The 22537-nt window shown below is 61.7% G+C and carries 23 protein-coding genes; 12 read left to right on the forward strand and 11 right to left on the reverse strand.

Translation table 11 applies throughout. The features are described from left to right. Positions 1-21: 21 nt before the first annotated feature. From EEB12_RS18125 to EEB12_RS18150, 6 genes are all read right to left on the reverse strand, one after another. Positions 22-2061 carry a YhgE/Pip domain-containing protein gene (locus EEB12_RS18125; protein ID WP_037133531.1) on the reverse strand — a complete coding sequence of 680 codons (2040 nt, stop codon included), beginning with the start codon at positions 2059-2061 and terminating at the stop codon, positions 22-24. Positions 2062-2194: 133 nt separating this feature from the next. Continuing rightward, complete coding sequence (locus EEB12_RS18130; RefSeq protein WP_020909424.1) at positions 2195-2791, reverse strand: SRPBCC domain-containing protein; 597 nt, start codon at positions 2789-2791, stop codon at positions 2195-2197. Then, a complete protein-coding gene (locus tag EEB12_RS18135; RefSeq protein ID WP_019745690.1) occupies positions 2788-3165 on the reverse strand; it encodes an ArsR/SmtB family transcription factor in 378 nt (125 codons plus the stop codon). The genes EEB12_RS18130 and EEB12_RS18135 overlap by 4 nt, the downstream gene beginning before the upstream one ends. Before the next feature lie 62 nt (positions 3166-3227). Beyond that, a complete protein-coding gene (locus tag EEB12_RS18140) occupies positions 3228-3911 on the reverse strand; it encodes a GntR family transcriptional regulator (RefSeq protein ID WP_019745689.1) in 684 nt (227 codons plus the stop codon). Positions 3912-3947: 36 nt separating this feature from the next. Then, complete coding sequence (locus tag EEB12_RS18145) at positions 3948-4724, reverse strand: aspartate/glutamate racemase family protein (RefSeq protein ID WP_020971074.1); 777 nt, start codon at positions 4722-4724, stop codon at positions 3948-3950. Between the two features lie 129 nt (positions 4725-4853). Next, positions 4854-5357 (reverse strand): PASTA domain-containing protein, encoded by a 504-nt coding sequence (locus EEB12_RS18150; RefSeq protein WP_141488258.1) that lies wholly within the window; start codon positions 5355-5357, stop codon positions 4854-4856. 131 nt (positions 5358-5488) lie between these two features. On the opposite strand from EEB12_RS18150, the gene EEB12_RS18155 reads away from it, so the two are divergent. From EEB12_RS18155 to EEB12_RS18175, 5 genes are all read left to right on the forward strand, one after another. Next, complete coding sequence (locus tag EEB12_RS18155) at positions 5489-6193, forward strand: type 1 glutamine amidotransferase (RefSeq protein WP_258537266.1); 705 nt, start codon at positions 5489-5491, stop codon at positions 6191-6193. 119 nt (positions 6194-6312) lie between these two features. Then, complete coding sequence (locus EEB12_RS18160; RefSeq protein ID WP_019745686.1) at positions 6313-7482, forward strand: DUF4185 domain-containing protein; 1170 nt, start codon at positions 6313-6315, stop codon at positions 7480-7482. A 22-nt stretch (positions 7483-7504) separates the two neighbouring features. Then, entirely contained in the window at positions 7505-8767 is a 1263-nt protein-coding gene (locus EEB12_RS18165) for a response regulator transcription factor family protein (RefSeq protein WP_019745685.1), read from the forward strand. Between the two features lie 148 nt (positions 8768-8915). Then, positions 8916-10004, forward strand: a complete 1089-nt coding sequence (locus EEB12_RS18170) for an S-(hydroxymethyl)mycothiol dehydrogenase (RefSeq protein WP_007730860.1) — start codon at positions 8916-8918, stop codon at positions 10002-10004. Further along, entirely contained in the window at positions 10001-10627 is a 627-nt protein-coding gene (locus EEB12_RS18175; RefSeq protein WP_007730862.1) for an MBL fold metallo-hydrolase, read from the forward strand. The genes EEB12_RS18170 and EEB12_RS18175 overlap by 4 nt, the downstream gene beginning before the upstream one ends. A 50-nt stretch (positions 10628-10677) precedes the next feature. Here EEB12_RS18175 and EEB12_RS18180 read toward each other — a convergent pair whose 3' ends face one another. The 3 genes from EEB12_RS18180 to EEB12_RS18190 form a co-directional block, all read right to left on the reverse strand. Then, positions 10678-11670: a phosphotransferase enzyme family protein gene (locus EEB12_RS18180; protein WP_141488259.1), complete on the reverse strand. Its 993-nt coding sequence runs from the start codon at positions 11668-11670 to the stop codon at positions 10678-10680. Positions 11671-11704: 34 nt separating this feature from the next. After that, positions 11705-12019 (reverse strand): hypothetical protein, encoded by a 315-nt coding sequence (locus EEB12_RS18185; protein WP_139120551.1) that lies wholly within the window; start codon positions 12017-12019, stop codon positions 11705-11707. A 183-nt stretch (positions 12020-12202) separates the two neighbouring features. Further along, complete coding sequence (locus EEB12_RS18190) at positions 12203-12694, reverse strand: Lrp/AsnC family transcriptional regulator (RefSeq protein ID WP_007730865.1); 492 nt, start codon at positions 12692-12694, stop codon at positions 12203-12205. Between the two features lie 137 nt (positions 12695-12831). Between EEB12_RS18190 and kynB the strand changes: the two genes are divergently transcribed. From kynB to EEB12_RS18205, 3 genes are read left to right on the forward strand one after another with little or no spacing between them, the layout of a single operon-like run. Then, positions 12832-13563, forward strand: a complete 732-nt coding sequence (kynB, locus tag EEB12_RS18195) for an arylformamidase (RefSeq protein ID WP_141488260.1) — start codon at positions 12832-12834, stop codon at positions 13561-13563. After that, positions 13560-14825 (forward strand): kynureninase, encoded by a 1266-nt coding sequence (gene kynU / locus EEB12_RS18200; RefSeq protein WP_141488261.1) that lies wholly within the window; start codon positions 13560-13562, stop codon positions 14823-14825. Before kynB ends, kynU begins: the two co-directional genes overlap by 4 nt. Before the next feature lie 52 nt (positions 14826-14877). Continuing rightward, a complete protein-coding gene (locus EEB12_RS18205; protein ID WP_047889015.1) occupies positions 14878-16311 on the forward strand; it encodes an amino acid permease in 1434 nt (477 codons plus the stop codon). A 13-nt stretch (positions 16312-16324) separates the two neighbouring features. On the opposite strand, the gene EEB12_RS18210 is transcribed toward EEB12_RS18205, so the two are convergent. Further along, a complete protein-coding gene (locus tag EEB12_RS18210) occupies positions 16325-17011 on the reverse strand; it encodes a dienelactone hydrolase family protein (protein ID WP_069145454.1) in 687 nt (228 codons plus the stop codon). Positions 17012-17084: 73 nt separating this feature from the next. On the opposite strand from EEB12_RS18210, the gene EEB12_RS18215 reads away from it, so the two are divergent. The 4 genes from EEB12_RS18215 (at position 17085) to EEB12_RS18230 (ending at position 21549) form a co-directional block, all read left to right on the forward strand. Further along, the gene (locus tag EEB12_RS18215; protein WP_141488262.1) at positions 17085-18029 is read left to right on the forward strand and encodes a D-cysteine desulfhydrase family protein; all 945 of its coding nucleotides are present in this window, start codon (positions 17085-17087) and stop codon (positions 18027-18029) included. Then, complete coding sequence (locus tag EEB12_RS18220; protein ID WP_019745673.1) at positions 18026-18883, forward strand: helix-turn-helix transcriptional regulator; 858 nt, start codon at positions 18026-18028, stop codon at positions 18881-18883. The genes EEB12_RS18215 and EEB12_RS18220 overlap by 4 nt, the downstream gene beginning before the upstream one ends. A 95-nt stretch (positions 18884-18978) precedes the next feature. Beyond that, a complete protein-coding gene (locus EEB12_RS18225; protein WP_141488263.1) occupies positions 18979-19962 on the forward strand; it encodes an ABC transporter substrate-binding protein in 984 nt (327 codons plus the stop codon). Between the two features lie 420 nt (positions 19963-20382). Further along, a complete protein-coding gene (locus tag EEB12_RS18230; protein WP_141488264.1) occupies positions 20383-21549 on the forward strand; it encodes an alkane 1-monooxygenase in 1167 nt (388 codons plus the stop codon). A 38-nt stretch (positions 21550-21587) separates the two neighbouring features. On the opposite strand, the gene EEB12_RS18235 is transcribed toward EEB12_RS18230, so the two are convergent. After that, complete coding sequence (locus EEB12_RS18235; protein WP_021331767.1) at positions 21588-22535, reverse strand: nuclear transport factor 2 family protein; 948 nt, start codon at positions 22533-22535, stop codon at positions 21588-21590. Between the last annotated feature and the right edge of the window lie 2 nt (positions 22536-22537).

Raw genomic sequence — 22537 nt, forward strand, 5'->3', positions numbered from 1 at the left:
CTGACTCAGGTTTGCGCCGAGTTACATTTGCGTTGGTTGGAGGTACACGATCTCCTCGGTGATCGGCGCGTCGTCATCGGCGTCGGTCGGCGGTTCTTGTCGGCGGCGCCACCAGATGGTGAACAGGACGGCTCCGATCACCAAGGCAGCCAGAGCGATTACCGCCACCCAGAATTTCGGGCCGTAGTATCCGACAAGGACCATACGCATGGCGTTGCGCGCCCACGTGAGTGGCATCAGGGCGTGCAGCCACTGCAGAACCGTCGGCATCTGTTCGATGGGGTACACCGCGCCGAAGGCGAAGATCTGAATCATCAAGGCGCCCAAAGCGATGAAGGTTCCGTTGACGGCTCCGAACACAACGGTGAAGAGCCTGCCCGAGCTGACCGCGGCGGCACCCACCAGGATCATCACTGCGATCATCGCCAGAACACTAGGTGGTTCGACGTTTGCCACGGTCAGTGACACCACCGACAACACGAGCGCCGCGACCAAGGTGACCAGGGCGGGAATGCGGTAGCGGCGCAGCCCCTCACGCACCACGCTGGTGTGCGAGTTCAGTGAACGTCCGCGTCGTGGACGGACGACGAACCACGTGAGAATTCCGCACAGGAACAGTGCCACCGAGATCACGGCAGGGACGGCTCCCGGTCCGAAACCGGCTGCGGGATAGTTGTTCCGCGCGTCGACGGCAACCGGGGACGAGAGCAGATTGGCTGTGGTGGCGCGTTCGTCGTCCGAGAACTGCGGCACCTGGGCGGCGCCGTCGGACAAACCGGTGGCGAGTTCTGCGCTGCCCGCGTCGAGCTCGCCGACGCCGGCCGATAGCTGCCCGAGACCGTCACGGAGCGCAATACTTCCGGTGTCCAACTGCCCGAGGCCGGTGGAGAGTTCCTGTGCGCCGGTAGCGAGTTGGCCTGCGCCGTCGGACAGTTGGCCTAGTCCCGTGTTGAGTTCACCTGCACCGGCCGCCGCGGCAAGAAGCCCGCCACGGTAGTCGCTGCTCGGATCAGTGAGTTGGCGCGAGATCTCCCGCGCACCGTCGCGAAGCTGGCCGAGCTGACCGATCACGTCGTCGTCCGACGGTTGTGCAGCCAGGGAAGCCCGCAGTCCACCCAGGGCTTCGACGAGTCCGGCGGAGACCGGATCAGCCGAGTTTCGAAGCATCGACGTGAGGGCGTCGATCTGACCGACGACGGCGTCCGAGGACCCCGCGAGGTCGAGTACCGGGGTGGTGACCATGTCGACCACTTCGCTGATCTGAAGGGCTCCTGCGCCGAGTTCGTCGGTTCCCCCGACCAACTGGTTGAGTCCGCTGCTCAGCTCGCCCGAGCCTGCAGCAGCTTCGTTCGCTCCAGCAGCCAGCTCGCCGGCTCCGGCGGCCAGCTCCTTGCCGCCTTGATTCGCTTCACCCATGCCGGTGGCGAGTTCCTTGCTTCCCGCGTAGAGCTCGTTGGTTCCGGCGAGTGCTTCGGAGGATCCGTCGGAGAGTTGTTGCGCGCCAGCGGCTGCTTCACCGAATCCTGTTCCGAGTTCACCCAACCCGACCAGCACCTGGTCGATGGACTGCTCGCCGATCGACTCGGAGACCGCCGAGCGCACCTGAGCGATGATGCTTTCACCGACCGGGCCGGCGACCAGACTGTTGTAATCGTTGTACAAGACGTCGAGTTCGGCCTTGCGGCCCGAACCCGATGCGGCACTGGCCACGTCTGCGCTGAAAGTCTTGGGAATGACGACCGAGAAGTAGTAGGTGCCGTCGTTGACGCCGTCGGCGGCTTCCTGTTCCGAGACGACCTTCCATGCAACGTCTCCGCTCTCGACGAGCGCGGCAACAACTTCATCGCCGGCTTGCAGACGTGTTCCGTCGAGTTCTGTGCCGGCATCGGCGTTGACGATGGCGACGGGCAAGCGGTTGACCGTGTCGCCCGGATCCCACAGTGCCCACATGTAGAACGCCGCAATCGACAGCGGTGCGATGACGAGGACAGCGAGAACTGTCCGGATGATGTGCGTGCGTCGCGTCGTGGCCGCGTTGTCGACTACGGGTTGTGGCGCCATGTGGAGCTCTCTTCTCGTGGACCGAAGCAGTTGTGGCACGAAAGAAAGCCACCAAAACTGCTGGACATACGTCCAGCTCGGTCACGATACAAAGCAAACGGCCATCCTGTGACCGTTTTCGAAGAATTGGGCGTTATCGGCCGCCGTGCTCTGCCTCGATCTTTGCCCACTCCCACCCGCGGAAGTTGGCCAGACGAAGCTCCTCTGCTTCGTCGAAGGTGTACCACTCGGTGCTCGGCGCATCAGGGAGAGTGCCGCGCAAGTATTCGCCCAGGTAGTGAAGTGGGCCTTCCCAGCCGGTTCCGACGCCGTAGCAGCCGGTGTCCGGGTCGTTGCGGAAGACATCGGCGACGGAGGCGTGCTCCAACTCGAGCCAGGTGGCGTCGGGGCCGTCTGCAGTCAGCCGGATCTCGACCTGATCGCTGTATCCGCGATCGCCGGGCGGCGTCCACTGCAGTCGCAGCAGGTGTGGGGCGTCGCAGGCCAGGATCTCGCCACTTGCCTGGCCTTCGAAGGCGTACGAGCCGCCCACCTGGAAGTCTCCGCTCACCGGAAGGAAGAAACGGTTGATGCGGTCAGGGGTCGTGATGGCGTCCCAGACGTCGTCGACCGACGCGTTGTAGCGGCGCTTGAGTACGGCAGTTCGAGCCGCACCTTCTGCGATGTCGCGGTTGCCCATGCTCCGCTCTACCGCGGTGAGGCTGGTGTCCTGGTTCGCGATCTCGGTCATTGTGAGTCTCCTTCGTCGGAAGAATTCGATTGTGAAGATCTGCTCCGCTCGGAGCCGCGTCGTTTCCCTCGTGCGAGTTCTGTGGCCAATGCGTCGAGAGGACCGCTCCAGAACTGCCGGAATCCGTCGAGCCATTGGTCCACTTCTTGCAATGGCGCGGGCTCGACGGCATAGAGACGCCTGGTGCCTTCGCTGCGGACTGTGGCGAATCCGTTTTCTCGGAGCACTCGCAGGTGCCCGGACGCGGTCGGTTGCGAGATTCCGAACTCCGCTGCCACGACTTCGGCGATCTGACCCGCCGAGCGCTCGCCGCTGGACAGGATTTCCATGATTCTTCGCCGAACTGGGTCTCCGAGAACGTCGAACGCATGCACCAGTCATTTATATCGGTAATGGCCAATATAGGCAAGCGCCGAAACTTGTATTCGGGCGTCGGTCAGTCCGAGAGCGCGAACTCGTCGGCGTCGAAGAGTTCACCGATCAGCCCGCCGAGATGGCGTCGATGTTCGGCCGACAGTGTCGCTGCCGCCTCGGCATCGTGGTCTGCGCACAGCTCGATCAGCTTGTTGTGATGGTCGACGGAGTCCTGGCTGCCGAGAAGGCTCGAGAACTTGCGGTAGTAGATGCGGTGAATTTGTGGGTGAACCTGGTGAATCAGCTTCTTCAACAGCGGATTTGCCGCAGCGTCGATGATGACGCTGTGTAGGCGATCGTCCGCGGTCAGCGCTCGGCCTATGTCGTTTCGCTTGACGGCAGCGGCGAAGTCTTTGTTGGCGGAGCGCATCGCCCCGATCATCTCGTCGGTGAGGTTCGGTACAGCGGTGACGACGGCCAGTTGGTCGAGAGCTTCGATGACTGCGAGTGTTGCCTCGACGTCGCCGCGGTCGAGGGTGGTGATGCGCGTGTACGCACCGGGCTTCGCTTCCACGAGTCCGGTGTCGACCAGCCTTGCGAGCGCTTCGCGGACCGGAGTTCTGCTCAATCCCAGATACTCGGCGAGTTCGCTGTCCTTGATCTTCGAGCCCGGCGCCAGTTCACCGGTGACGATCGCTTCGCGAATGCGTTCGAGAGCGATGTCGCTCATTCGTGCTCGCTCAACCGGTTTACCGCCACGCAACATACTGGATATCGTACTCTGCACGTTGCTTGTCGCAGGTCAGCCCAGGTCGGCCAACGACGCGTGTTTCCGGGCATCCGCAACGCGTAGGAGCAGCGCGCGGGCGAGAATTGTTGCCGGATCGATGATCTGACAGGTTGTGGCGTCGGCGGGCAGTCCGAGCGGAATCTCGGTGCATCCGGCCACGACGACCTGCGCGCCCGATTCGACGAGAAGATCAGCGGCCCTGACGAGTTTGTCGGTGGTCTCGTCTCCGACGTTGCCACTCTTGATTGCTCGGATCGCCGGCATCACCAGTTCGTCCTGGATCGCAGGTCCTGGCACCAGGACGTCAATCGAGTATTCCGACAGCCATTGTTGATACAACCCGGTGCGGACCGTCCCCGTGGTGGCCAACAGTCCGACGGATGTGACGGCGGGTGAGAGCGTCCGGATGTGCCGAGCAACTTCGTCGATCATGTGGACGACGGGAAGTCCCAGTTGGGATGAGATGGCGGGCAGGAAGGCGTGGGCGGTATTGCATGGGATGGCGAGCGTCGTTGCGCCCGACTCTCGGAGGACGCGCGCGCCTCGGAGCAGCCAGGGGGTGGGGTCCGGGCCGTCCTCGGTGAGTGCCAATGTCCGGTCGGGAACCGTGGGATCGGCCCAGATGACAACTTTGGGGTGCTCCTGATCCGTCGAACCTGGCGTCAGGGCAACGAGTTTGGAGTAGAAGTCCGCAGTAGCGGCCGGCCCCATGCCTCCGAGTATTCCGATGACGGGTTCGCTCATGCCCGCCGGAGAGTTGGCGCTCTGCCGTATTCGTTGCACCTTCATGTTGCAATCCAACCTTTCGCATCCAATATATTGGATACTCGTAATGTTGACTACAGTGAAGGAGGTTGAAGGTAGTTGTCAAGTAGGGCGCGGCGTTCCCAGAATTGCGAAGTTCGAGATCTCGCTCGATCAACAGGGGTTGGGTTCGCCGATCTTGACGGCTGAGAGTACGGCTTCGATTTCCCCGAAAGGGCTTCCGGCAGAAGGTGTCTGATCGACAACAATCCAGTTGGAATCGACCAGTTGGCGTCGACCCGCGCCAGTCGCGTCAGCACTTCTGGAGAAGAAGACTCCGGCCGACTGAATGGTGTCCTGCGCGTCTTGAAGATTCATGCACACGACGTTGGGCATGATCGCAGGAGTTGCAGGGGGCGTCACTTCTGCGGTGACTGGGGTGGTGGCCAGTGGAGTATTCGTCGGACTGGCCACCGAGGTGGTCAATGGAGCCTGAGTCGTCGTGGGTTGAGTTGTCGAGGTTGCAGTGGTGGTCGCGGTGGATGTTGATTCGGCCTCGCTGTCGGTGCTTGTTCCTGAGCATGCGGCAAGTGACGCCAAGGCGAATGCGCTGAGTGCGATGCGAACGGCAGTTGAGGACGGGCGAATCGATGTCGAAAAGAGGTGTGGTGCGCGCACAGACGTTCCTTGTCGGTAAAGGGGCGATGAAAGGGGAGATTCGAGCGCAGAGCACATCCGACGCCGTCGATGTGCCTTATGTCGAATAGAACCATAGGCTTTCGGCACCGGATTCGAGAGGAATTGCCTACATGCATTTTCTGGAACTACGACACGCGCAGTGTGAACCCCCAGCGGCGTATTCGCCTGTCCTGGAGAGCTACGGAGATGTGCAGACCGTTCTTCTGGGTACCGACCGGCTTCCCGCCCATCGACGGTTCGACGCCGTGATCGTGATGGGCGGGCCGATGGGCGTCGGCGATCAGGGCGAGGTCGAGTGGTTGGCATCCGAGATCGAATACATTCGCGATCTGGTCGAGAACGACGTCCCGGTGTGGGGAGTGTGTCTGGGTTCGCAGTTGCTCGCCGCGGCGCTGGGTGCTCGCGTCTACACGGGCGCTGTGCCCGAAGTCGGAGTTGAGGAGATCACCTTGACTGTCGAGGGCCGGCAAGATCCCGTGTGGGGAGATCTGCCCTCCACATTTCCTGCAATGCAATGGCATTCGGATACCTTCGACATTCCGAACGGCGCGGTGCGGCTCGCTGGTTCTGCCAAGTATCCGAATCAACTCTTCCGATACAAGCAGAGTTACGCCGTTCAGTTTCACCTCGAAGCGTCCTCCGAGGTGGCGCGCGAATGGATGGAACTGGCCGAGTACCGCGACTCGCTGCATGCTTCACTGGGAGCGGACGGTCCGCGCATCTTCATGCATCAGTTGAGTGCTGCCGAGTCTCAGGGGCTCGAGATTGCCGCAGCGGTGATGGAGAAGTGGTTGAAATCGATCTCTGTTGAATAAGGCCGTTTTGTCCTGATTGACTGATTTACCTGTTACCTTGTGTTGTCGTGGGTGGATGAACCGATCCGGTCGAGCAAGACACCTCGTAGAGTCCGGATCTCCCCCGCGAAAGGGGAGCGATGCGCCGGATACGGAAGATATCGACAGCTGCAGTGACGTGTGTACTCGCGTCGACCGCGGTCTTGGGGGCGACCCAGGCTCATGCATCCCCGTGGGATTGCAACGTCACCGGCAGCTTGGATCAATCAGGTGGGCCGACCAATCCGATTCCCTGGCTCAACGGAACGGACGGGAAACTTCCGGAATTGCAGGGCCGCACCTCGGCGGTCGAGTACATCACCGGCGCGCTCAGCCCCAACCAAACCGTCGAGCGTTTCAACGTTCTCGGCACGGATCTCGGCATCATGTGGGACAACGGCGCAGGTCAGGTCCTGACAGCCTTCGGCGACACCGTCGGCATCGGATCTGACCCCCTGTGTTCCGGGGTGGTCGGTGACTGGCGCAGCAACGTCCTGTTCCGTAGCTCGGACGGAAATCTGTCCGACGGCATGAACATCGACTCCTCACCGACCGACCGGCCGAATCACTCACGCGAGATCATCGGAAGTCTGAAAGTCACCGGCGTCGAAACCAGCAGCATTCCGACGACGGGTATCTCGGTTGGCGGCGTTCAGTACGTCAACTACATGTCGATTCGTTCGTGGGGAGGGTCGGGCGAGTGGGTCACCAACTTCTCGCAGATCGCGTCCTCGCACGACAACGGTGAGACCTGGCAGGTCGAACCGGCCTCGTCCCGGCCCAATCTGCCGTTGACGGGTAACGACAACTTCCAGATGGGTTCCTTCGTCAAAGACGGTGGTTACGTCTACAACTTCGGTACCCCCGCGGGACGTTTCGGCGAGGGGCGCCTCTCGCGGGTCAAGGAAGCCTCCATCGCGGACGTCGCGGCGTACGAATACTGGGACGGAAAAGCATGGGTCCCCAACAATCCCGCTGCCGCTGCAGTAGTTCTCGACGGGGATGTCAGCGAACTGTCGGTGCAGTACAACGACTATCTCGGCAAGTTCGTCGCGATGTACTCCAACGAGTGGGGAGCGCTGGTGCTGCGGACGGCGTCGGACCTGACCGGCCCGTGGAGTGCGCCCGACGTAGTGATCGGCACCGACGAGGTTCCGGGACTCTACGGCGCGTACATGCACCCCTGGTCACAGGGGCAGGACCTCTACTTTCTCGCCACCACCTGGTCCGACTACAACGTGATGCTCATGAAGACCACGCTGCACCAGTGAACCGGATGGTTATCGTTGAACGGTGAGCACCACCGACAATGCGCTACTGATCACCGCCCTTCGAGACGTGTTGGTGGGACCACTACCCGAAATCGGCCGACGATTTTCGACGTTGATCGCGGACATGGCGCCGCACACTTCCCTGGTGATCTTCACCCGTGAATGCACCGGTAGGCCGCGCAAGGTCGCCGGGGATCCAGCCGTCGTCGATCGTGTGACCATCGCCGAACTCGACCGTATCCGTACGGATCTCACTGTCGGACAGATCTTTCGGGGAAAATGCGCTGTCGCCGGCCGGGACCGTGAAGTGCTTGCGATGCTTGATCGAACCGATACGCTTCTCGTTTTGACACCGCACCCCGTACCGGTGAAGACAGCATCCCTCGAATTGATCCAGGCACTGTTCGCAGTGACTGCAACCGGAATTCAGCTCCAGGTCCGGAACGCGAGCCCGGCATATCTCGCCGAGTCACGGGCAGCGTCGTCGGAGCGTGCACGCACCGTGGCGGAGATGACGGAGGTGCATGCGGCCACCCTCGAGACGATGCTGGCGACGCTGCGCTCGGCGGATCTCGACGACACACGTGCGCGAACCTCGGCCAGGGAGACTGCGGCCTCGGCTCTGATCGGCCTGCGTTCAGCCGTCGACGTGCACCGCGAGTTGGCCGAAGAGTCGACCACCACGGCTTTTGCACGGATGCGTGGGGAATTGCGTTCGCTGCTCAAGCATCGGGAAATCGCGTTGGAGTTGGTGGAGCCACCCGTCGACGGGCGTGGGTTACCAGGTGAAGTGGCGCACGGCGCCCGCGCGGTCGTCCGCGGCGCGGTCTTGGCCTTGTCGGATCAGCAGATGCTCTCGCGTATCCGGGTGGCCTGGACGCTCGACGCGGCTTCACTCTCGATCGACATTCGCGACGACGGCGGCGGCGAAGCCGACGTGGTTGACGTTGAACGCCAATTGCGTTCGAGGGTAGAGACTTTGGGTGGAACCGTCGAATCCGAGTCGACGCCCGGGTGGGGGAACCGGATCAGCGCAACCATCCCGCTCGACGCCCCCGTCGCCCTACCGAACCGCGACGTCCTCACCGAACTGGCTCCGCGGGAGTTCGAGGTACTCGAGCATCTGGTGGCCGGACGGCGCAACAAGGCGATCTCGGAGCGCCTCGGCGTCAGCGAGAGCACAGTCAAGTTTCATGTTGCCGGGGTCCTGCGGAAATTGGGCGTCGAGAGTCGGGGTGCGGCGGCCGCCGCGGGCGCGGAGGCCGGCGTGAAGCCTGCACCCTAGTCCTTTCGGCCAGGTCGGTCAGTCAGTTCGACCAGGGTTGCGGGCACCTGCTTCGGGCTAACCTTTCAACGAGTGCACATATCGCAATGTGAAAACACGGCGCCATGTGACGACACGTCCTCAATCGCACGAAGCCAGGAGCAAAGCCATGCCACAGCAGGTACGCGGCGTCATCGCCCGATCCAAGGGTGCCCCCGTCGAAATCGTCCCCATCACGATTCCCGACCCCGGTGCCAACGAGGTAGTGGTCGCCATTGCAGCGTGCGGTGTGTGCCACACCGACCTGACCTACCGCGACGGCGGAATCAACGACGAGTACCCGTTCCTGCTCGGGCACGAGGCGTCGGGCATCGTCGAGAGCGTCGGCCCCGGTGTCACTCACGTCGAGGTGGGCGACTTCGTCGTCCTCAACTGGCGTGCAGTCTGCGGGCAGTGTCGTGCGTGTAAGCGTGGCCGCCCGCAGTACTGCTTCGACACGTTCAACGCCGAGCAGAAGATGACGCTCGAAGACGGCACCGAACTGACGCCGGCACTCGGTATCGGCGCATTCGCAGACAAGACGCTGGTTCACGAAGGCCAGTGCACCAAGGTCGACGCCTCGGCCGATCCGGCTGTGGTCGGACTGCTCGGTTGCGGTGTCATGGCCGGCATGGGTGCCGCGATGAACACCGGCAACGTCGGACGCGGTGATTCAGTGGCCGTGATCGGGTGTGGTGGTGTCGGCGACGCAGCGATCATGGGTTCACGCCTGGCCGGCGCCAATACCATCATCGCCATCGACCGGGATCCGCGAAAGCTGGAGTGGGCCACGGAACTTGGTGCCACACACACGATCAATGCCACCGAGGTCGACGACGTCGTCGAGGCAGTCCAGGAGCTGACCGGAGGTTTCGGTGCCGACGTGGTTGTCGACGCAGTCGGTCGCCCGGAGACCTGGAAGCAGGCGTTCTACGCCCGCGACCTCGCGGGAACTGTAGTGCTGGTGGGTGTTCCGACGCCGGACATGAAGCTGGAAATGCCGCTGGTGGACTTCTTCTCGCGCGGCGGAGCCCTCAAGTCGTCGTGGTACGGCGATTGCCTGCCCGAGCGTGACTTCCCCGTTCTGGTCGACCTGTACCAGCAGGGGCGTCTGCCGCTCGAGAAGTTCGTCAGTGAGCGCATCAAGCTCGACGAGGTGGAGAAGGCCTTCGAGACGATGCACCGCGGCGAGGTCCTCCGTTCGGTGGTGGTCCTGTGACATTGCGTGTCGATCGCGTCGTCACCTCGGGCACGTTCAGCCTCGACGGCGGAACATGGGACGTCGACAACAACATCTGGCTGATCGGTGACGACAACGAAGTGGTAATCGTCGACGCAGCTCACACCGCGCAGCCGATCATCGACGCTGTCGGCGGACGCAAGGTGATCGGAATCGTCTGCACCCACGGTCACAACGATCACGTCACGGTTGCGCCGGAGCTGGCCGAGAAGCTCGACGCTCCGATCTACCTGAACCCGGCCGACGATGTGCTCTGGGAGATGACTCACCCCGGGGTGAAGCATCTGAGCTTGGAAGATGATCAGCGTATTGCTGTGGCGGGCACGGATATTCTGGCCATCCACACACCCGGCCATTCCCCGGGGTCGACGTGCCTCTACCTGCCGGAGGCCGGCGAACTGTTCAGCGGCGACACCTTGTTCTCCGGTGGACCCGGCGCAACGGGGCGCTCGTACTCCGATTTCCCGACCATCATCGGATCGATCCGCGACAAGCTGTTTGCCTTACCTGCCGAGACCAAGGTTCACACCGGTCACGGTGACGGCACGACGATCGGCACCGAGGCGCCGCATCTCGAAGAATGGATCCGCGCCGGATCCTGATGTGATCAGAAGTGAAGTGGGGACGCCGGTACCGGCGTCCCCACTTTTTGTCACAACGCTGATGCCCAACCGGCGGTGTCGTTCTCACCCGGGATTGCCATCAGGCCGTGCCACAGTTCGAGGATCTCGAACCATTCTGTCTCGGATCGGCTGAGGGGACGTACAGATTCGTAGCCGGCGCGCAGGCTCTGCCGTACCGCGATCGGTGTCGGTCGCCAATCGGTGAACAGGGTGCCCAGATAGACGCTTGCCTTGGCCAGGTCGCTCACCCGGTGGTCGATCACCACGTCGTCGAAGTCGAGTACTCCGGTGGTCTGAGAGTTTCGAGTCAAGATGTTGGCTGCACGGAAGTCGTTGTGTACCAGTTGTGTTTGGTCATCGAACTCGGGCACCCGCGCAAGGAGGTCCACGAGCCTACGCGTTGCCTCAGGCGCGAACCCGCGGTCGAAATTCTCGAGCCAACCACCGATGCGCTCCTTCAACCCGGTGCTGCGCGACGAGAAAACCGATCCGTCGACATGGGTGGCGCCGAGCGTTCGGTGTATTTCTGCCAGACATGCTCCTGCCGAACGGACCGCCGCGTGGTCCTGCACGTCCAACCAATCTCCCGCCAACTCCGGCAGTACGGTGAACGACACTGCGCACGAAGGACCTTCCAGTGTTTCCCAGGCCAGCAGTGTTTCCCGGACCAGCAGTGTTTCCCGGTCCAATCCGTTCAGGGACGTGATCGGCGACGGAACGGGCACGCCCTGCGCGGCGAGTGCGCTCAGCAGGCGCGTCGACGCCTCCAGGTTCTCGAAGCGCTCTGTGGCGCGCGACCACTTCACCACCAGCCCACCTCGGTCGCTCGCAACCCACACAATCGCGTTCTGGTCACTGATCGCCATTCGCGAGCACTCGAGGGCCGTCAATCCCCAAGTCTGCTCGAGTACCGCCGAGACCCAATGGGTGGCTGCGCCAAAGCTGTTGAATCCGAATCGCTCCTCCAGAGCGGCTTCCGGCTCCACCGACTCCCAGAGCATGGACAACCCGAGTGGCAACATGCTGTCCGACTTTAGTGGGATGAACACAGTCATCTCATGCGTCAGGAGCAGGTTTGCCCGATTGTGTAGCTGCGTTTTCGAGCATCTCGATTCGGTTGTTGAGCCGCTCGATCGTCATACGCACACTCCAGATGAGTTCGACGAGGCTTTCCTGCATGACGGGGATGCCCATGATGTCCGACAACTGGCGCCACAGCGCCATAGTCGACTTTCGATGGGAATCGTATGTGACTTGTAGCGCCGCCAACTGCACCTCTGCGGGTACTTGATCCTTGACATGCGAACCGAAGGGTGGGGGTTCCTGGTCAACCCACGGCGACCATCGCGATTGGACTTCTGCCTCCGTCATCTTGGACAGTCTTTCCAGTATCTCGCGGCATGCGGCGGGTGAGGAGAACACCGTTTCGAGGCATCGGTGGTAATCCGGGGGTTGCATTTGCTTGTGTTCCGACATTGATCAGCGCTCCGCGTACTCCGTCCGGAGACGAAGGTTACGAGAGTACACCGAATCGGCCTTGGCGACAGCTGCAGTTCAGCCGCCTTGACTCAGTTCGCTGAAGATCAGGTTGGTCTGTGTATTGGCGATAGCCGGATCGTTGAGGTGTGCGCTGACGAAATCGCGAAGCCTGGTGGGGGATTCACACGACACGTGTACCAGGAGATCACGGTCCCCACTCATCAGGAACACTCGCTGAACGGAATCCAATCCGCTCAGGTGCTCGGCAATTTCCGTCATCCGGCTCCTGGCGTGGGAGTGAATCAGAATCGACACCATCGCCGAGATCTCGAGGCCGAGTAGCTCGAGGTCGATGTCTGCATGAAACCCCTTGATGACGCCCGATTCGCGTAGAGCGCGCATCCGCGCCAGAGCGGTCGACGGCGCTATCCCGACCTTCTCGGCGAGTGCATTGTTGGGGATGCGTGCATCCCGGACGAGTTCGCGGAGAATCGCCGTATCGACGTCGTCGAGCCGAACATGATTCGGCCGAGCCGCGGCAGCTGCCCGTTCGATCGCATTTATCATCCGATTTCTCCCTGCCGTCGCGAAAATATTCAGCAACTATTGACCGCGCCCGTCGATGATTCTAGCTTTTGCCAAACACATCGAATTATCAAACGGTCGAGATCGACACAGTCGACTGTTGCGACGAAGGGGGCTGGATGTTTCCGAGGATCGGCCGACACGCGGGCGACGGACACACGGGCGACTGGGTGGCACGGTTGATCGACATCAGCCCGCCTATCTCCGAATCGACGCCCGTGTGGCCAGGCGATACCGCCTTCACCCGCGCTGTCACGTCCGACCTCGGCGGCAGTGACGCCGTCACCATCAGCCGAATCACCACCACTCCGCATATCGGTGCTCACGCCGATGCGCCGGCGCACACTCGCATCGACGGCGCGACCATTGGTTCCGTTCCCCTCGAGCCCTATCTCGGCGAAGCACTGGTGGTCGACATGACGGGGGTCGACGGTGCCGCATGCATCAGGCCCGTCGAAGAGACGGTGGAGCGACTCGGCGGACATCTGCCGCAGCGGCTGATTCTGAGGACTTACCCGAAGTACCCGCGCGAGTGGGACAACGACTTCGCCGGTGTTTCTCCGGAGCTGACCCACTGGTTCGCCGACCGCGGTGGAGTTCTGATCGGAATCGACGGCGCCTCGTTCGATCCGATGGACAGCAAGACCATGGACGGGCACCACGCGGCAAGCGATCGTGGCGTCGCGATCCTCGAAGGACTGTGCCTCGACGAGGTCGACGAAGGCTACTACGAGTTGATCGCACTGCCGCTGAAGTTCCTCGACCTCGATGCCAGCCCGGTACGCGCCGTGCTCCGGACTCTGCCTTCATCACTTTCAACGCCGACACATGCAGGAGAAGAATCGTCATGACATCGACAACCACCCTTTCGTTGGAAGACTGCGTCAAGGCCGACGCAGTGGATCCCCTGAGGGAGTTCCGCCGCGAGTTCGCGATTCCGGAGGGCGTTCTCTACTTCGACGGAAACTCGCTCGGCGCGCGTCCCATTGCCGCACAGGAATGCGCCGCGAGAGTGATCGGCGACGAGTGGGGCAACGGCTTGGTTCGCAGTTGGAACGAGGCTGGATGGTTCGACCTCCCGGTCCGCCTCGGTGACAAACTTGCCCCGTTGCTGGGAGCAGGTGAAGGCGAAGTGGTAGTGACGGATTCGACGTCGATCAACCTGTTCAAGGCATTGGCCTCCGCACTGTCCATCGCGGCTGCTCAGGATCCCAGCCGGAAGGTGATCGTCTCCGAGCGCGACAATTTCCCCACTGACCTCTACATTGCGGAGGGCATCATCTCGCTGCTCGATCAGGGATACGAACTACGCCTGATCGACCAACCGGGCGACCTCGCCGAAGCAGTAGGACCAGACACCGCCGTAGTGATGTTGTCGCACGTCAATTACCGCACCGGAAACCTGTATGCGATGACGGAAGTCACTGCAGCAGTGCAGGAACATGGCGCCCTCATGATCTGGGATCTCGCACACTCGGCCGGCGCCGTCACTGTCGATCTGAGCGGCGCCGACGCCGACTTCGCGGTCGGGTGTACGTACAAGTACCTCAATGGTGGTCCAGGTTCACCTGCATTCATCTGGGTCAACCGTCGCCATCAGAACACCGGAATCCAGCCGCTGTCCGGGTGGTGGGGGCACGCGCGACCGTTCGCGATGGAGTCGGCCTACGAACCGGGCGCAGGAATACGACGGTTTCTGAGTGGTACTCAACCCATCACGTCGTTGTCACTCGTCGAGTGTGGTCTCGACGTCATGCTCAAAGCTGACATGGCCGACATCCGCAGCAAGTCGCTCGCGCTGGCCGATCTCTTCATCAACCTCGTCGAGGAGCGTTGCGCTGCCTACGGTTTGGAGTTGATAACGCCGCGCGAGCACGAGCGTCGTGGCTCGCACGTGAGTTTTGTTCATCCCGAGGGCTATTCCATCATGAAGGCTCTCATCGCGCGGGGCGTCATCGGCGACTACCGCGAACCAGGAGTGCTGAGGTTCGGTATCACTCCGCTCTATCTCGGATACGCCGACGTGTGGAACGCCGTCGACGTGTTGCGAGACATCCTCGAGAACAAGTCCTGGGATCGCCCCGAATTCCGCGAGCGCGACGCAGTCACCTGATTCTTCCAAGTTTCCGCGGACCGGGAGGTACCGCCTTTCGCAAGGAGCTTTCATGAGTGATTTCAAAAACATTCAGCAGCGAGAATCAGGTCTCAAACGCGAACTCGGCCCCAAGCAGATGAGCATGATCGCGCTCGGCGGTGCAATCGGCACCGGACTCTTCCTCGGCAGTAAGTTCGCCATCGGATTTGCCGGCCCGAGCGTCATCATCAGTTACGCGATCGGCGGGTTGATCGCCCTGCTGCTGATGGGTGCCCTCGCCGAAATGACCGTCGCACATGCGACATCAGGTTCGTTCGGTGCGTACGCAGAGTTCTACGTCGGACCGTTGATCGGCTTCCTCGTTCGCTATCTCTACTGGTCTTGTATCGTCCTCGCGGTCGGTACCGAGGTCACCGCGATCGGTGAATACATGCAGTTCTGGTTCGCCGACGTACCGTCGTGGCTGTGGATCGTGTTGTTCTCCGGAGTGCTGATCGGCGTGAACATGTTCAACGTCAAGGCCTTCGGAACGATGGAGTACTGGTTCTCGACGATCAAGGTCTTCGCGATCGTGGCGTTCATCGTGATGGCAGCGTACGTCGTGTTCGGTAGCGGGAACCCGGACTACGGATTTCACAATTACACGGCGGGTGGCGGATTCTTTCCGAATGGTTTGTCCGGCATGTGGTTTGCCGTGATCGTATCGATCTTCAGCTACTTGAGCATCGAGATGATCGCCATTGCGGCCGGTGAGGCGGAGAACCCGGCGGTGGCGGTGAAGAAGGCGTTCCGTGTGACGATCGTCCGGCTGTTCGTCTTCTACATCGCAACCCTTGCTTTGATTCTGGCAATTGCTCCGATGGACAAGATCTTGAGCGGCGGAAGCCCTTTCGTCACGGTGATGCAGGTTGTGAAGATTCCGGGCGCAGACAGTGTGCTGAACTTCGTGGTGATCATCGCCGCGCTGTCCGCGATGAACAGTCAGCTGTACGTGTCTTCGCGAATGATGTTCTCGCTCTCCCGTGCTGGTGACGCGCCGGCCATTCTCGGCAGGGTCAGGGCCAACGGCTCGCCGGTCAACGCCCTGTTACTGTCGACGTCGGGTATCGCCGTCGCCACAATCGTCTACGTGCTTTTTCCCGAGCAGGCATTCACGTTGATGATCTCGTTGTCGATGTTCGGAGCGATGGCGACGTGGCTGCTGATCTTCGTGACGCACTGGTTCTTTCGCAAGCGGATGAAGGAGGACGGAACCAAACTTTCCTTTACGATTCCGTTCTTTCCGGTGGGAACAATCCTCGGCGGAGTCCTCATGGTCGCGATTCTGATCACCACGTTGTGGGTCGACGATTTCAAGATGACGCTGGTGTTCGGAGTTCCGTTTGTTCTTGCCGTGATCGGCATCTACTACTTCACCCGATCACGTCGGGCGCAGAGTCGAGCGGTAACGGCTGAACAGGTTCAGGACGAGATCACCGGCACGGTGGTCAAGCGGGTGCCCTGACTCGCATTGGGAATCACAGGGTTTCGGCGAAGAACTCCATAGTGCGGGTCCACGCGAGGGCAGCAGAATCCGGGGCGTAGTGGCTGGTCGAAGTGTCGTTGTTGAACGCGTGGCCGGCGTCGGCATAGCGGTACACCCGGGCGAGATCGGACGCGGTTGCGCGCAATTGCTCGACGCTCTCCGGCGGGATACTCGGATCGAGGTCGCCGTAGTGACCGAGCCACGGGACCTGCAGTTGCGCTGCAAGTTCGGTGCCTGCCGCGATTCCGTCCCATCGGGCCTCGGCGACACCGCCGCCGTAGTACGTGACAGCGGAATCGACGAGGGGTACCGCGGCACACCACAGTGACGCGGTGCCGCCCATGCAGAATCCGAGGGAGCCGACTCTGTCTGCTCCCTCGGATCGGCTGTAGTCGACGGCGGCACGTACGTCGTGGCCGATGCTTGTGCTGTCGAGTGCCATGAGCGCATCCTTCGCGGACGGGAAGTCGGTGAAGGAGGTCTGTGCGCCGCGGTGGTAGAGATGCGGGGCGACGGCAAGGTAGCCGGCGTCGGCGAGGCGTTCGAGGATGCTCTCGATGTGTTGGTTCACGCCCCACGCTTCTTGGAGAACTACTACCGCATGTCTCGGTTCACTCGGCGAATCCGGTCGGCTGACGGTCAGCGGTACGTCACGTGTGGTCGTCGTGAAAGTTCCCATGTCCCGACTGTATGCGAGTACGGACTGTATTCGAGTACGGACTGTGGGTGCACGGTCGAACTAGACTCGTCGAATGTTCAGTTCCGACGTTCCGCCGATCAGCCTGGGCAGTTGGCCGACGCCCGTCGAACCTTTGGCGCGTTGCGCGAAGGCACTCGGATTGGGGCCGGAAGACCTGTGGATCAAACGTGACGATGTCACCGGACTAGGCGGTGGCGGCAACAAGATCCGAAAGCTGCAGTACACCTGCGCTCAGGCTTTGGCCGTCGGCGCGACGACTTTGATCACTACCGGTGCACCGCAAAGCAATCACGCTCGGTTGACTGCATCCGCAGCAGCCCGTTCGGGATTGCGTTGTGTGCTGGTGCTCGGTGGTGCCGAGCCGGAATCCGCGCAGGGAAATCTCGTTCTGGATGCACTCGCGGGCGCTGAGATCGTCTGGGCCGGTGGGGACAGGGCATCCGCGGTCGACGCCGCGGTGCAGGCCGTCGCTGACTCGGGCGGAGTTCCTTTTGTCATTCCCTTCGGTGGTACCAGCGCGGTGGCCGCGCAGGGTTACGTCGACTGCGCACGCGAGATAGAGCAGCAACTCCCCGGAGTGGAACGCGTCGTGGTTGCACTCGGATCGGGCGGAACGATGGCTGGACTTGTCGCGCATCTGGGCGTCGACAGAGTTGTCGGCGTCGATGTCGGGGCTGTTGCCGATCCAGTGTCGACCCTCGCTGGGTTATTGGACGAGATGCCTGGTCCGACCGTGCGAGCCGCGGATCTTCAGATCCTGCGAAACCAAGTTGGACAAGGATATTCGACGCTCACGGAAGCATCAGCCGGCGCGATCCGATGTTTGGCTCGTACGGAGGGCATCTTCCTCGACCCGACGTACACCGGCCGAGCCTTTGCGGGATTGATCCAACTAGTGAAGGACAAAGCCATCACGGCGGGATCAAAAACGGTCTTCCTGCACACCGGTGGGTTACCTGGCCTGTTCGGACATCCCGAACTGTCGACGCTGCGGTGAGCGAGCAGATCGACTACCCGCTCAGCAGCCCGCTCGACGAGTTGTCCGAGTGGCAACGCGTCGTGCGACCGCTGCGCGTCAGTGCCGACGGGTATCTGCGTTTGGCGACCAATCGGCTGTCAGTCGATTCGGACTACACGTGGGAGATGCACCGCCACAGCGATCACGAATTGCTGTGGGCGATCGACGGTGTTCTCGAGGTCCGTACTCCGGAGACTGTGTACACGGTGCCGAGCGGGGTCAGTCTGTGGATCCCGTCCTTTGTTCCGCACGAGGTGACGGCGCGTAGCGGCACAGAATTGTCGTGCACGTGGTTGGTGGCATCCGATGTGACCGGGTTGGATCGTGTGGTGGCCTTGTCCACCCCTCCGCTGCTCGAACAAGTACTCGATCACCTCACCCGAGACGACTTGACCGACGCGGCTCGTCGACGAGCCGAGGCGTTTGCCATCGACCTCGTCGAACCCGTACCGCGACTGATTTTCGATGTGCCGCTGCCGACGACGCCGTGGCTTCGGCAGATCGCAGATCAGTTGGTTGCCAGCCCGGCCGACACCCGATCGGTCGAGGAGTGGGCCACCGACGCGAAGGTCAGTACGAGGACCCTCACACGAAGGTTCCCGGCCGAAACCGGATTGACCTTCTCGGAATGGCGTATGCGACTGCGGGCTCATCATGCGATGCAACTTCTGGCACTTGGTCGAAGCATCTCGTTTGTATCGAGGAAGACGGGTTTCCGTTCCGAAAGCGCGTTCGGTGCGGCTTTTCGTCGGACGATGGGTGTGACCCCGGGGGAGTTCGCAAGCCTGATCGATCATCCGCGCGCGCCAATGACCGATTGGCTACAGGACTAGTCCGAACAGCGACTCAAAGCGCCTCGATCGGACTTGTGTCGTGCCACAGAATGAACTTAGGGTTGGCTAAACAATCACCTCTGTAGGAGTTCTGCGTGCGCGCAATTCGATCATTTTCTTTCGGTTCCAGAGTCATCGCAGCGGCGGCAGTTGTCGTTGTCGGTGCGATGGTGGTGACTGGCTGTTCCTCGTCATCGGCCGACTCCGAGCCGACGGACGTCCGGACGGTTGCCTCGGCATACGGGGACATCGAGGTTCCCGCCTCGCCGGAGCGCGTCGTCGCCGCGTCGTACGACACTCCTTGGCAGCTCATGTCCCTCGGAGTGAAACCGGCTGCTGTGCAGGACTACGGCAAGTGGATCAGTGAATTCACGCCGGAGCAGCAGGCCTTCGTCGACGGGCTCCCGACCATCGGGCCCTACGGGGAAATGAACTTCGAAGCGATCGCTGCGGCAGATCCCGACATCATCGTCGGCGACGCCGACGAGGTGGACCAAGCGGCGTTCGACCGTCTGTCTGGCATTGCGCCCACCGTCATCGTCAAGGGCGAGAGTCGAGGCGACTGGAAGACGATCACCACGGAGATCGCCGAGGCGATCGGCAAGACGGACGTGCTCGAGTCGACGCGCACTGCTTACGAAGAGAATCTCGAACGTGTCCGTGGCGAGTACGCCGACGTGATCGCGACCAACAAGTGGATTCACATTTCACTCGGAGACGCGCCCGGCGCTTTCTCGGTTCAGCAGCCCACCGGTGCGATCGGCAATTTGGTGGTCAACGAACTCGGATTGGCGTACGGGCCCGGTGTTCCGACCAATTACACCGATGCCGGATACGAGTCCTACCCGATGGAGCAGTTGGCCGACATCATGAACGGTGTGACGGTCGTGCTGTATCCCCTGAATGCGGACGGATCGACCGATGCGGCGGTTCAAGCGGTCCTCGACGACAACCTCTTCACGAGGCTGCCGGCGGCGCAGGCCGGGCACGTCTTCGGATTGCAGTCGAGCGTCACAGACTTCGTGACCGCGAACGGTTGGCTGAACGAAGTGAAAACGAAGGTGTTTGCAACGCTCTGACGCTTGCTCACCTTTTCACTGCGTGCCCGCAACTGACCAGTTGAGGGCGCGCAGTCTTTTTGGTCGCCACTACGAGCGGAAATCCTGTCCTCTGCTTATGATTTCTGTCACTGCCGGTTACCGTTACTTCGACGAGAGCGACGCGGTTCGACCTTGCCTTGCCAGGGAACATCGATCCTCGGCGACGTGGGGAGGTGGTCGCCATCCCCGCAGATCCGTGGGGTATTTTGTCCGTATCTACTGTCGGGGTGAGCAGTGATGTGCGGGGGAGTTTTTGGTGAGTACAAGCGCTCGTGCCGTCTTTCGAGCAGGGCGCTCTGGATTTCGGGACCATACCCGTCCGGACATTAGTTCTGGTTTGCTGAGCGTGAACGGTGCGTGGGGCGAATCGTTCGAGGGGACGAAAGGCGAGATCGGCGAATGACAGCGACTTCCGACGCACGGCATACCGAATCGAAGGCTGTCCAGAACACCGACTCGCCGTCTGGCGAAAACCCGCGCTGGCGCGACCGCAAAAGGTACCTGTGGCCGCTCGGATTGCTGATTCCACTCAGCCCGTTCATCTCCTGGTTTCTCGTCGACAACCTTCGTCTCGGATTGTTCTGGGCGACCGGCGCGTGGCTCCTGGTCATCGTCATCCCGATCATCGACATGTTGGCTGGTGAAGACGGCGAAAGTCCGCCGGACGATGCGATCCCACGACTGCAGAAGGACCGCTACTACCGCTGGTGCACTTACGCGTTCCTCCCCTTGCAATACGCCGGTCTGGTCTTCGCCTGCTGGTGCTGGATCAACGCTCCGATGGGAATCGCGGAGAAGATCGCGATGTCGTTCACGGTGGGCGTCGTCGCCGGCGTCGGTATCAACGCGGCCCACGAGCTCGGCCACAAGAGCGAGAAGAGCGAACAGTGGCTCGCGAAAGTGGCGCTTGCGCAATCTCTCTACGGGCACTTCTACGTGGAACACAATTTCGGCCACCATGTGCGTGTAGCTACTCCGCAGGACCCGGCCAGCTCACGGTTCGGTGAGAGCTTCTGGAGGTTCTTGCCACGAAGTGTGTTCGGCGGGCTGCGTTCGGCATGGCGCATCGAGAGCGCGCGACTCCAGAGGAAAGGCAAACGAACCTGGAGCTTCGAGAACAATATTCTCAACGCTTGGGCGATGAGTGTTGTCCTCTTCGCGACGCTGATCGGTATCTTCGGTTGGGCGGTCGCGCCCTGGCTCCTGCTGCAGGCAGTTGCCGGATTCACCTTCCTCGAAGCGGCGAACTACCTCGAGCATTACGGTCTGCTGCGTGGCAAGCGTGCTGACGGCTCGTACGTTCGCGCCAGCCCCGCTGACAGTTGGAACAGCGATCACGTCGTGAGCAATCTGTTTCTCTACCAACTGCAGCGGCACAGCGATCACCACGCCAACCCGAAGCTGCGGTACCAAAGTCTGCGTAGCGCGGCCGAAGCGCCGCAACTTCCGGCCGGCTACGCAGTGATGATCGTGATCGCGTGGATTCCACCACTGTGGCGCCGGGTGATGGATCAGAGATTGTTGGACTACTACGACGGCGACACAGAACGAATCAACGTCGGCTGATCACGTAGCCGTCCGCTGAACTGTTCGGAGTTGTCGTCTCAGCGACCGTCATCCCACACGGTGTTACCGCTTGCGGTCGTCGAAGGGTAGTCCTGGACCGCGTCCCAGTGTTCGACAATTTTGCCGTTCTCGTCGAATCGGAAGATGTCCATCGAGCCGCTGCCGGCCGTTCCCTCACCGGACGAAGCGAAGGTCTGAACAAAGACGAAGTCGCCCTCGGCTACCGTCCGTGGAAACTTGGTGGCCTTGTCTCCGGTAACGGGTTCGATCCCGGCCAGTGCGGTGACAAATGCGTCCTTGCCGTCAGCGAACGAGGGGTTGTGCTGGGTGTAGGTCGGACCGACCAGCTGGTCGGCAGCCTCGGCGGCTTTGCCTTCGTTGAAGGCGAGCTGCAGGAACGTCAACGCGTTGGCCGTGTTGCGCTCCAAGACTTCTGACGACTTGGACGGCGACGAGGTGGGTCCGTCGAACATCGTGTTCGGATTTGCGGACGTTTCCGGCACGTCTTGAATGGCATCCCAGTGTTCGACGATCTTGCCGTTGTCGACGCGGAAGATGTCGAACACGGCCTGGCCGCGGTCGCCGGGTGCAGACGTGGTGTGAGACTGGAGGGCAACCAGATCGCCCTCGGCGAAAACACGAGTGATCTCGGCGTGCAATCCGGGTGTGGCCTCGACGTAACCGCCTATGCCGCTGACAAATCCGGCTGCCCCGTCGGCGGCAGTGGGGTTGTGTTGGATGTAGACGTCGCCAAGGTACCGGTCGGCGGCCTGCTGAACCTGACGGCCGTTGAACGCCAGTTCGTAGAAGTCCGTGACGACGGTCTTGTTGGATTCGAGTTGATCGCCCTGTTCGGCAACAACGCTCGTGGACGTCGCAGAACTGCTGGGCGTTGCGGATTCCGCGTCGTTGGAGCACGCGGTGAGCAGGAGAGCGGCGGCAGCGGGAACAGCGATCCAGGCTGCGCGCCTACGAAGGTTGCTCATGT

Origin of the sequence: Rhodococcus sp. WS1, from assembly GCF_003797745.1 — a bacterium.
GTDB lineage: Bacteria > Actinomycetota > Actinomycetes > Mycobacteriales > Mycobacteriaceae > Rhodococcus_F > Rhodococcus_F erythropolis.

Coding starts and splice junctions, on each gene's coding strand:
- EEB12_RS18125 (WP_037133531.1), bottom strand. CDS start 2,061: ATGGCGCCACAACCCGTAGTCGACAACGCGGCCACGACGCGACGCACG.
- EEB12_RS18130 (WP_020909424.1), bottom strand. CDS start 2,791: ATGACCGAGATCGCGAACCAGGACACCAGCCTCACCGCGGTAGAGCGG.
- EEB12_RS18140 (WP_019745689.1), bottom strand. CDS start 3,911: ATGTTGCGTGGCGGTAAACCGGTTGAGCGAGCACGAATGAGCGACATC.
- EEB12_RS18145 (WP_020971074.1), bottom strand. CDS start 4,724: ATGAAGGTGCAACGAATACGGCAGAGCGCCAACTCTCCGGCGGGCATG.
- EEB12_RS18155 (WP_258537266.1), top strand. CDS start 5,489: ATGCATTTTCTGGAACTACGACACGCGCAGTGTGAACCCCCAGCGGCG.
- EEB12_RS18160 (WP_019745686.1), top strand. CDS start 6,313: ATGCGCCGGATACGGAAGATATCGACAGCTGCAGTGACGTGTGTACTC.
- EEB12_RS18170 (WP_007730860.1), top strand. CDS start 8,916: ATGCCACAGCAGGTACGCGGCGTCATCGCCCGATCCAAGGGTGCCCCC.
- EEB12_RS18180 (WP_141488259.1), bottom strand. CDS start 11,670: ATGTTGCCACTCGGGTTGTCCATGCTCTGGGAGTCGGTGGAGCCGGAA.
- EEB12_RS18185 (WP_139120551.1), bottom strand. CDS start 12,019: ATGACGGAGGCAGAAGTCCAATCGCGATGGTCGCCGTGGGTTGACCAG.
- EEB12_RS18190 (WP_007730865.1), bottom strand. CDS start 12,694: ATGATAAATGCGATCGAACGGGCAGCTGCCGCGGCTCGGCCGAATCAT.
- kynB (WP_141488260.1), top strand. CDS start 12,832: ATGTTTCCGAGGATCGGCCGACACGCGGGCGACGGACACACGGGCGAC.
- kynU (WP_141488261.1), top strand. CDS start 13,560: ATGACATCGACAACCACCCTTTCGTTGGAAGACTGCGTCAAGGCCGAC.
- EEB12_RS18205 (WP_047889015.1), top strand. CDS start 14,878: ATGAGTGATTTCAAAAACATTCAGCAGCGAGAATCAGGTCTCAAACGC.
- EEB12_RS18210 (WP_069145454.1), bottom strand. CDS start 17,011: ATGGGAACTTTCACGACGACCACACGTGACGTACCGCTGACCGTCAGC.
- EEB12_RS18215 (WP_141488262.1), top strand. CDS start 17,085: ATGTTCAGTTCCGACGTTCCGCCGATCAGCCTGGGCAGTTGGCCGACG.
- EEB12_RS18230 (WP_141488264.1), top strand. CDS start 20,383: ATGACAGCGACTTCCGACGCACGGCATACCGAATCGAAGGCTGTCCAG.
- EEB12_RS18235 (WP_021331767.1), bottom strand. CDS start 22,535: ATGAGCAACCTTCGTAGGCGCGCAGCCTGGATCGCTGTTCCCGCTGCC.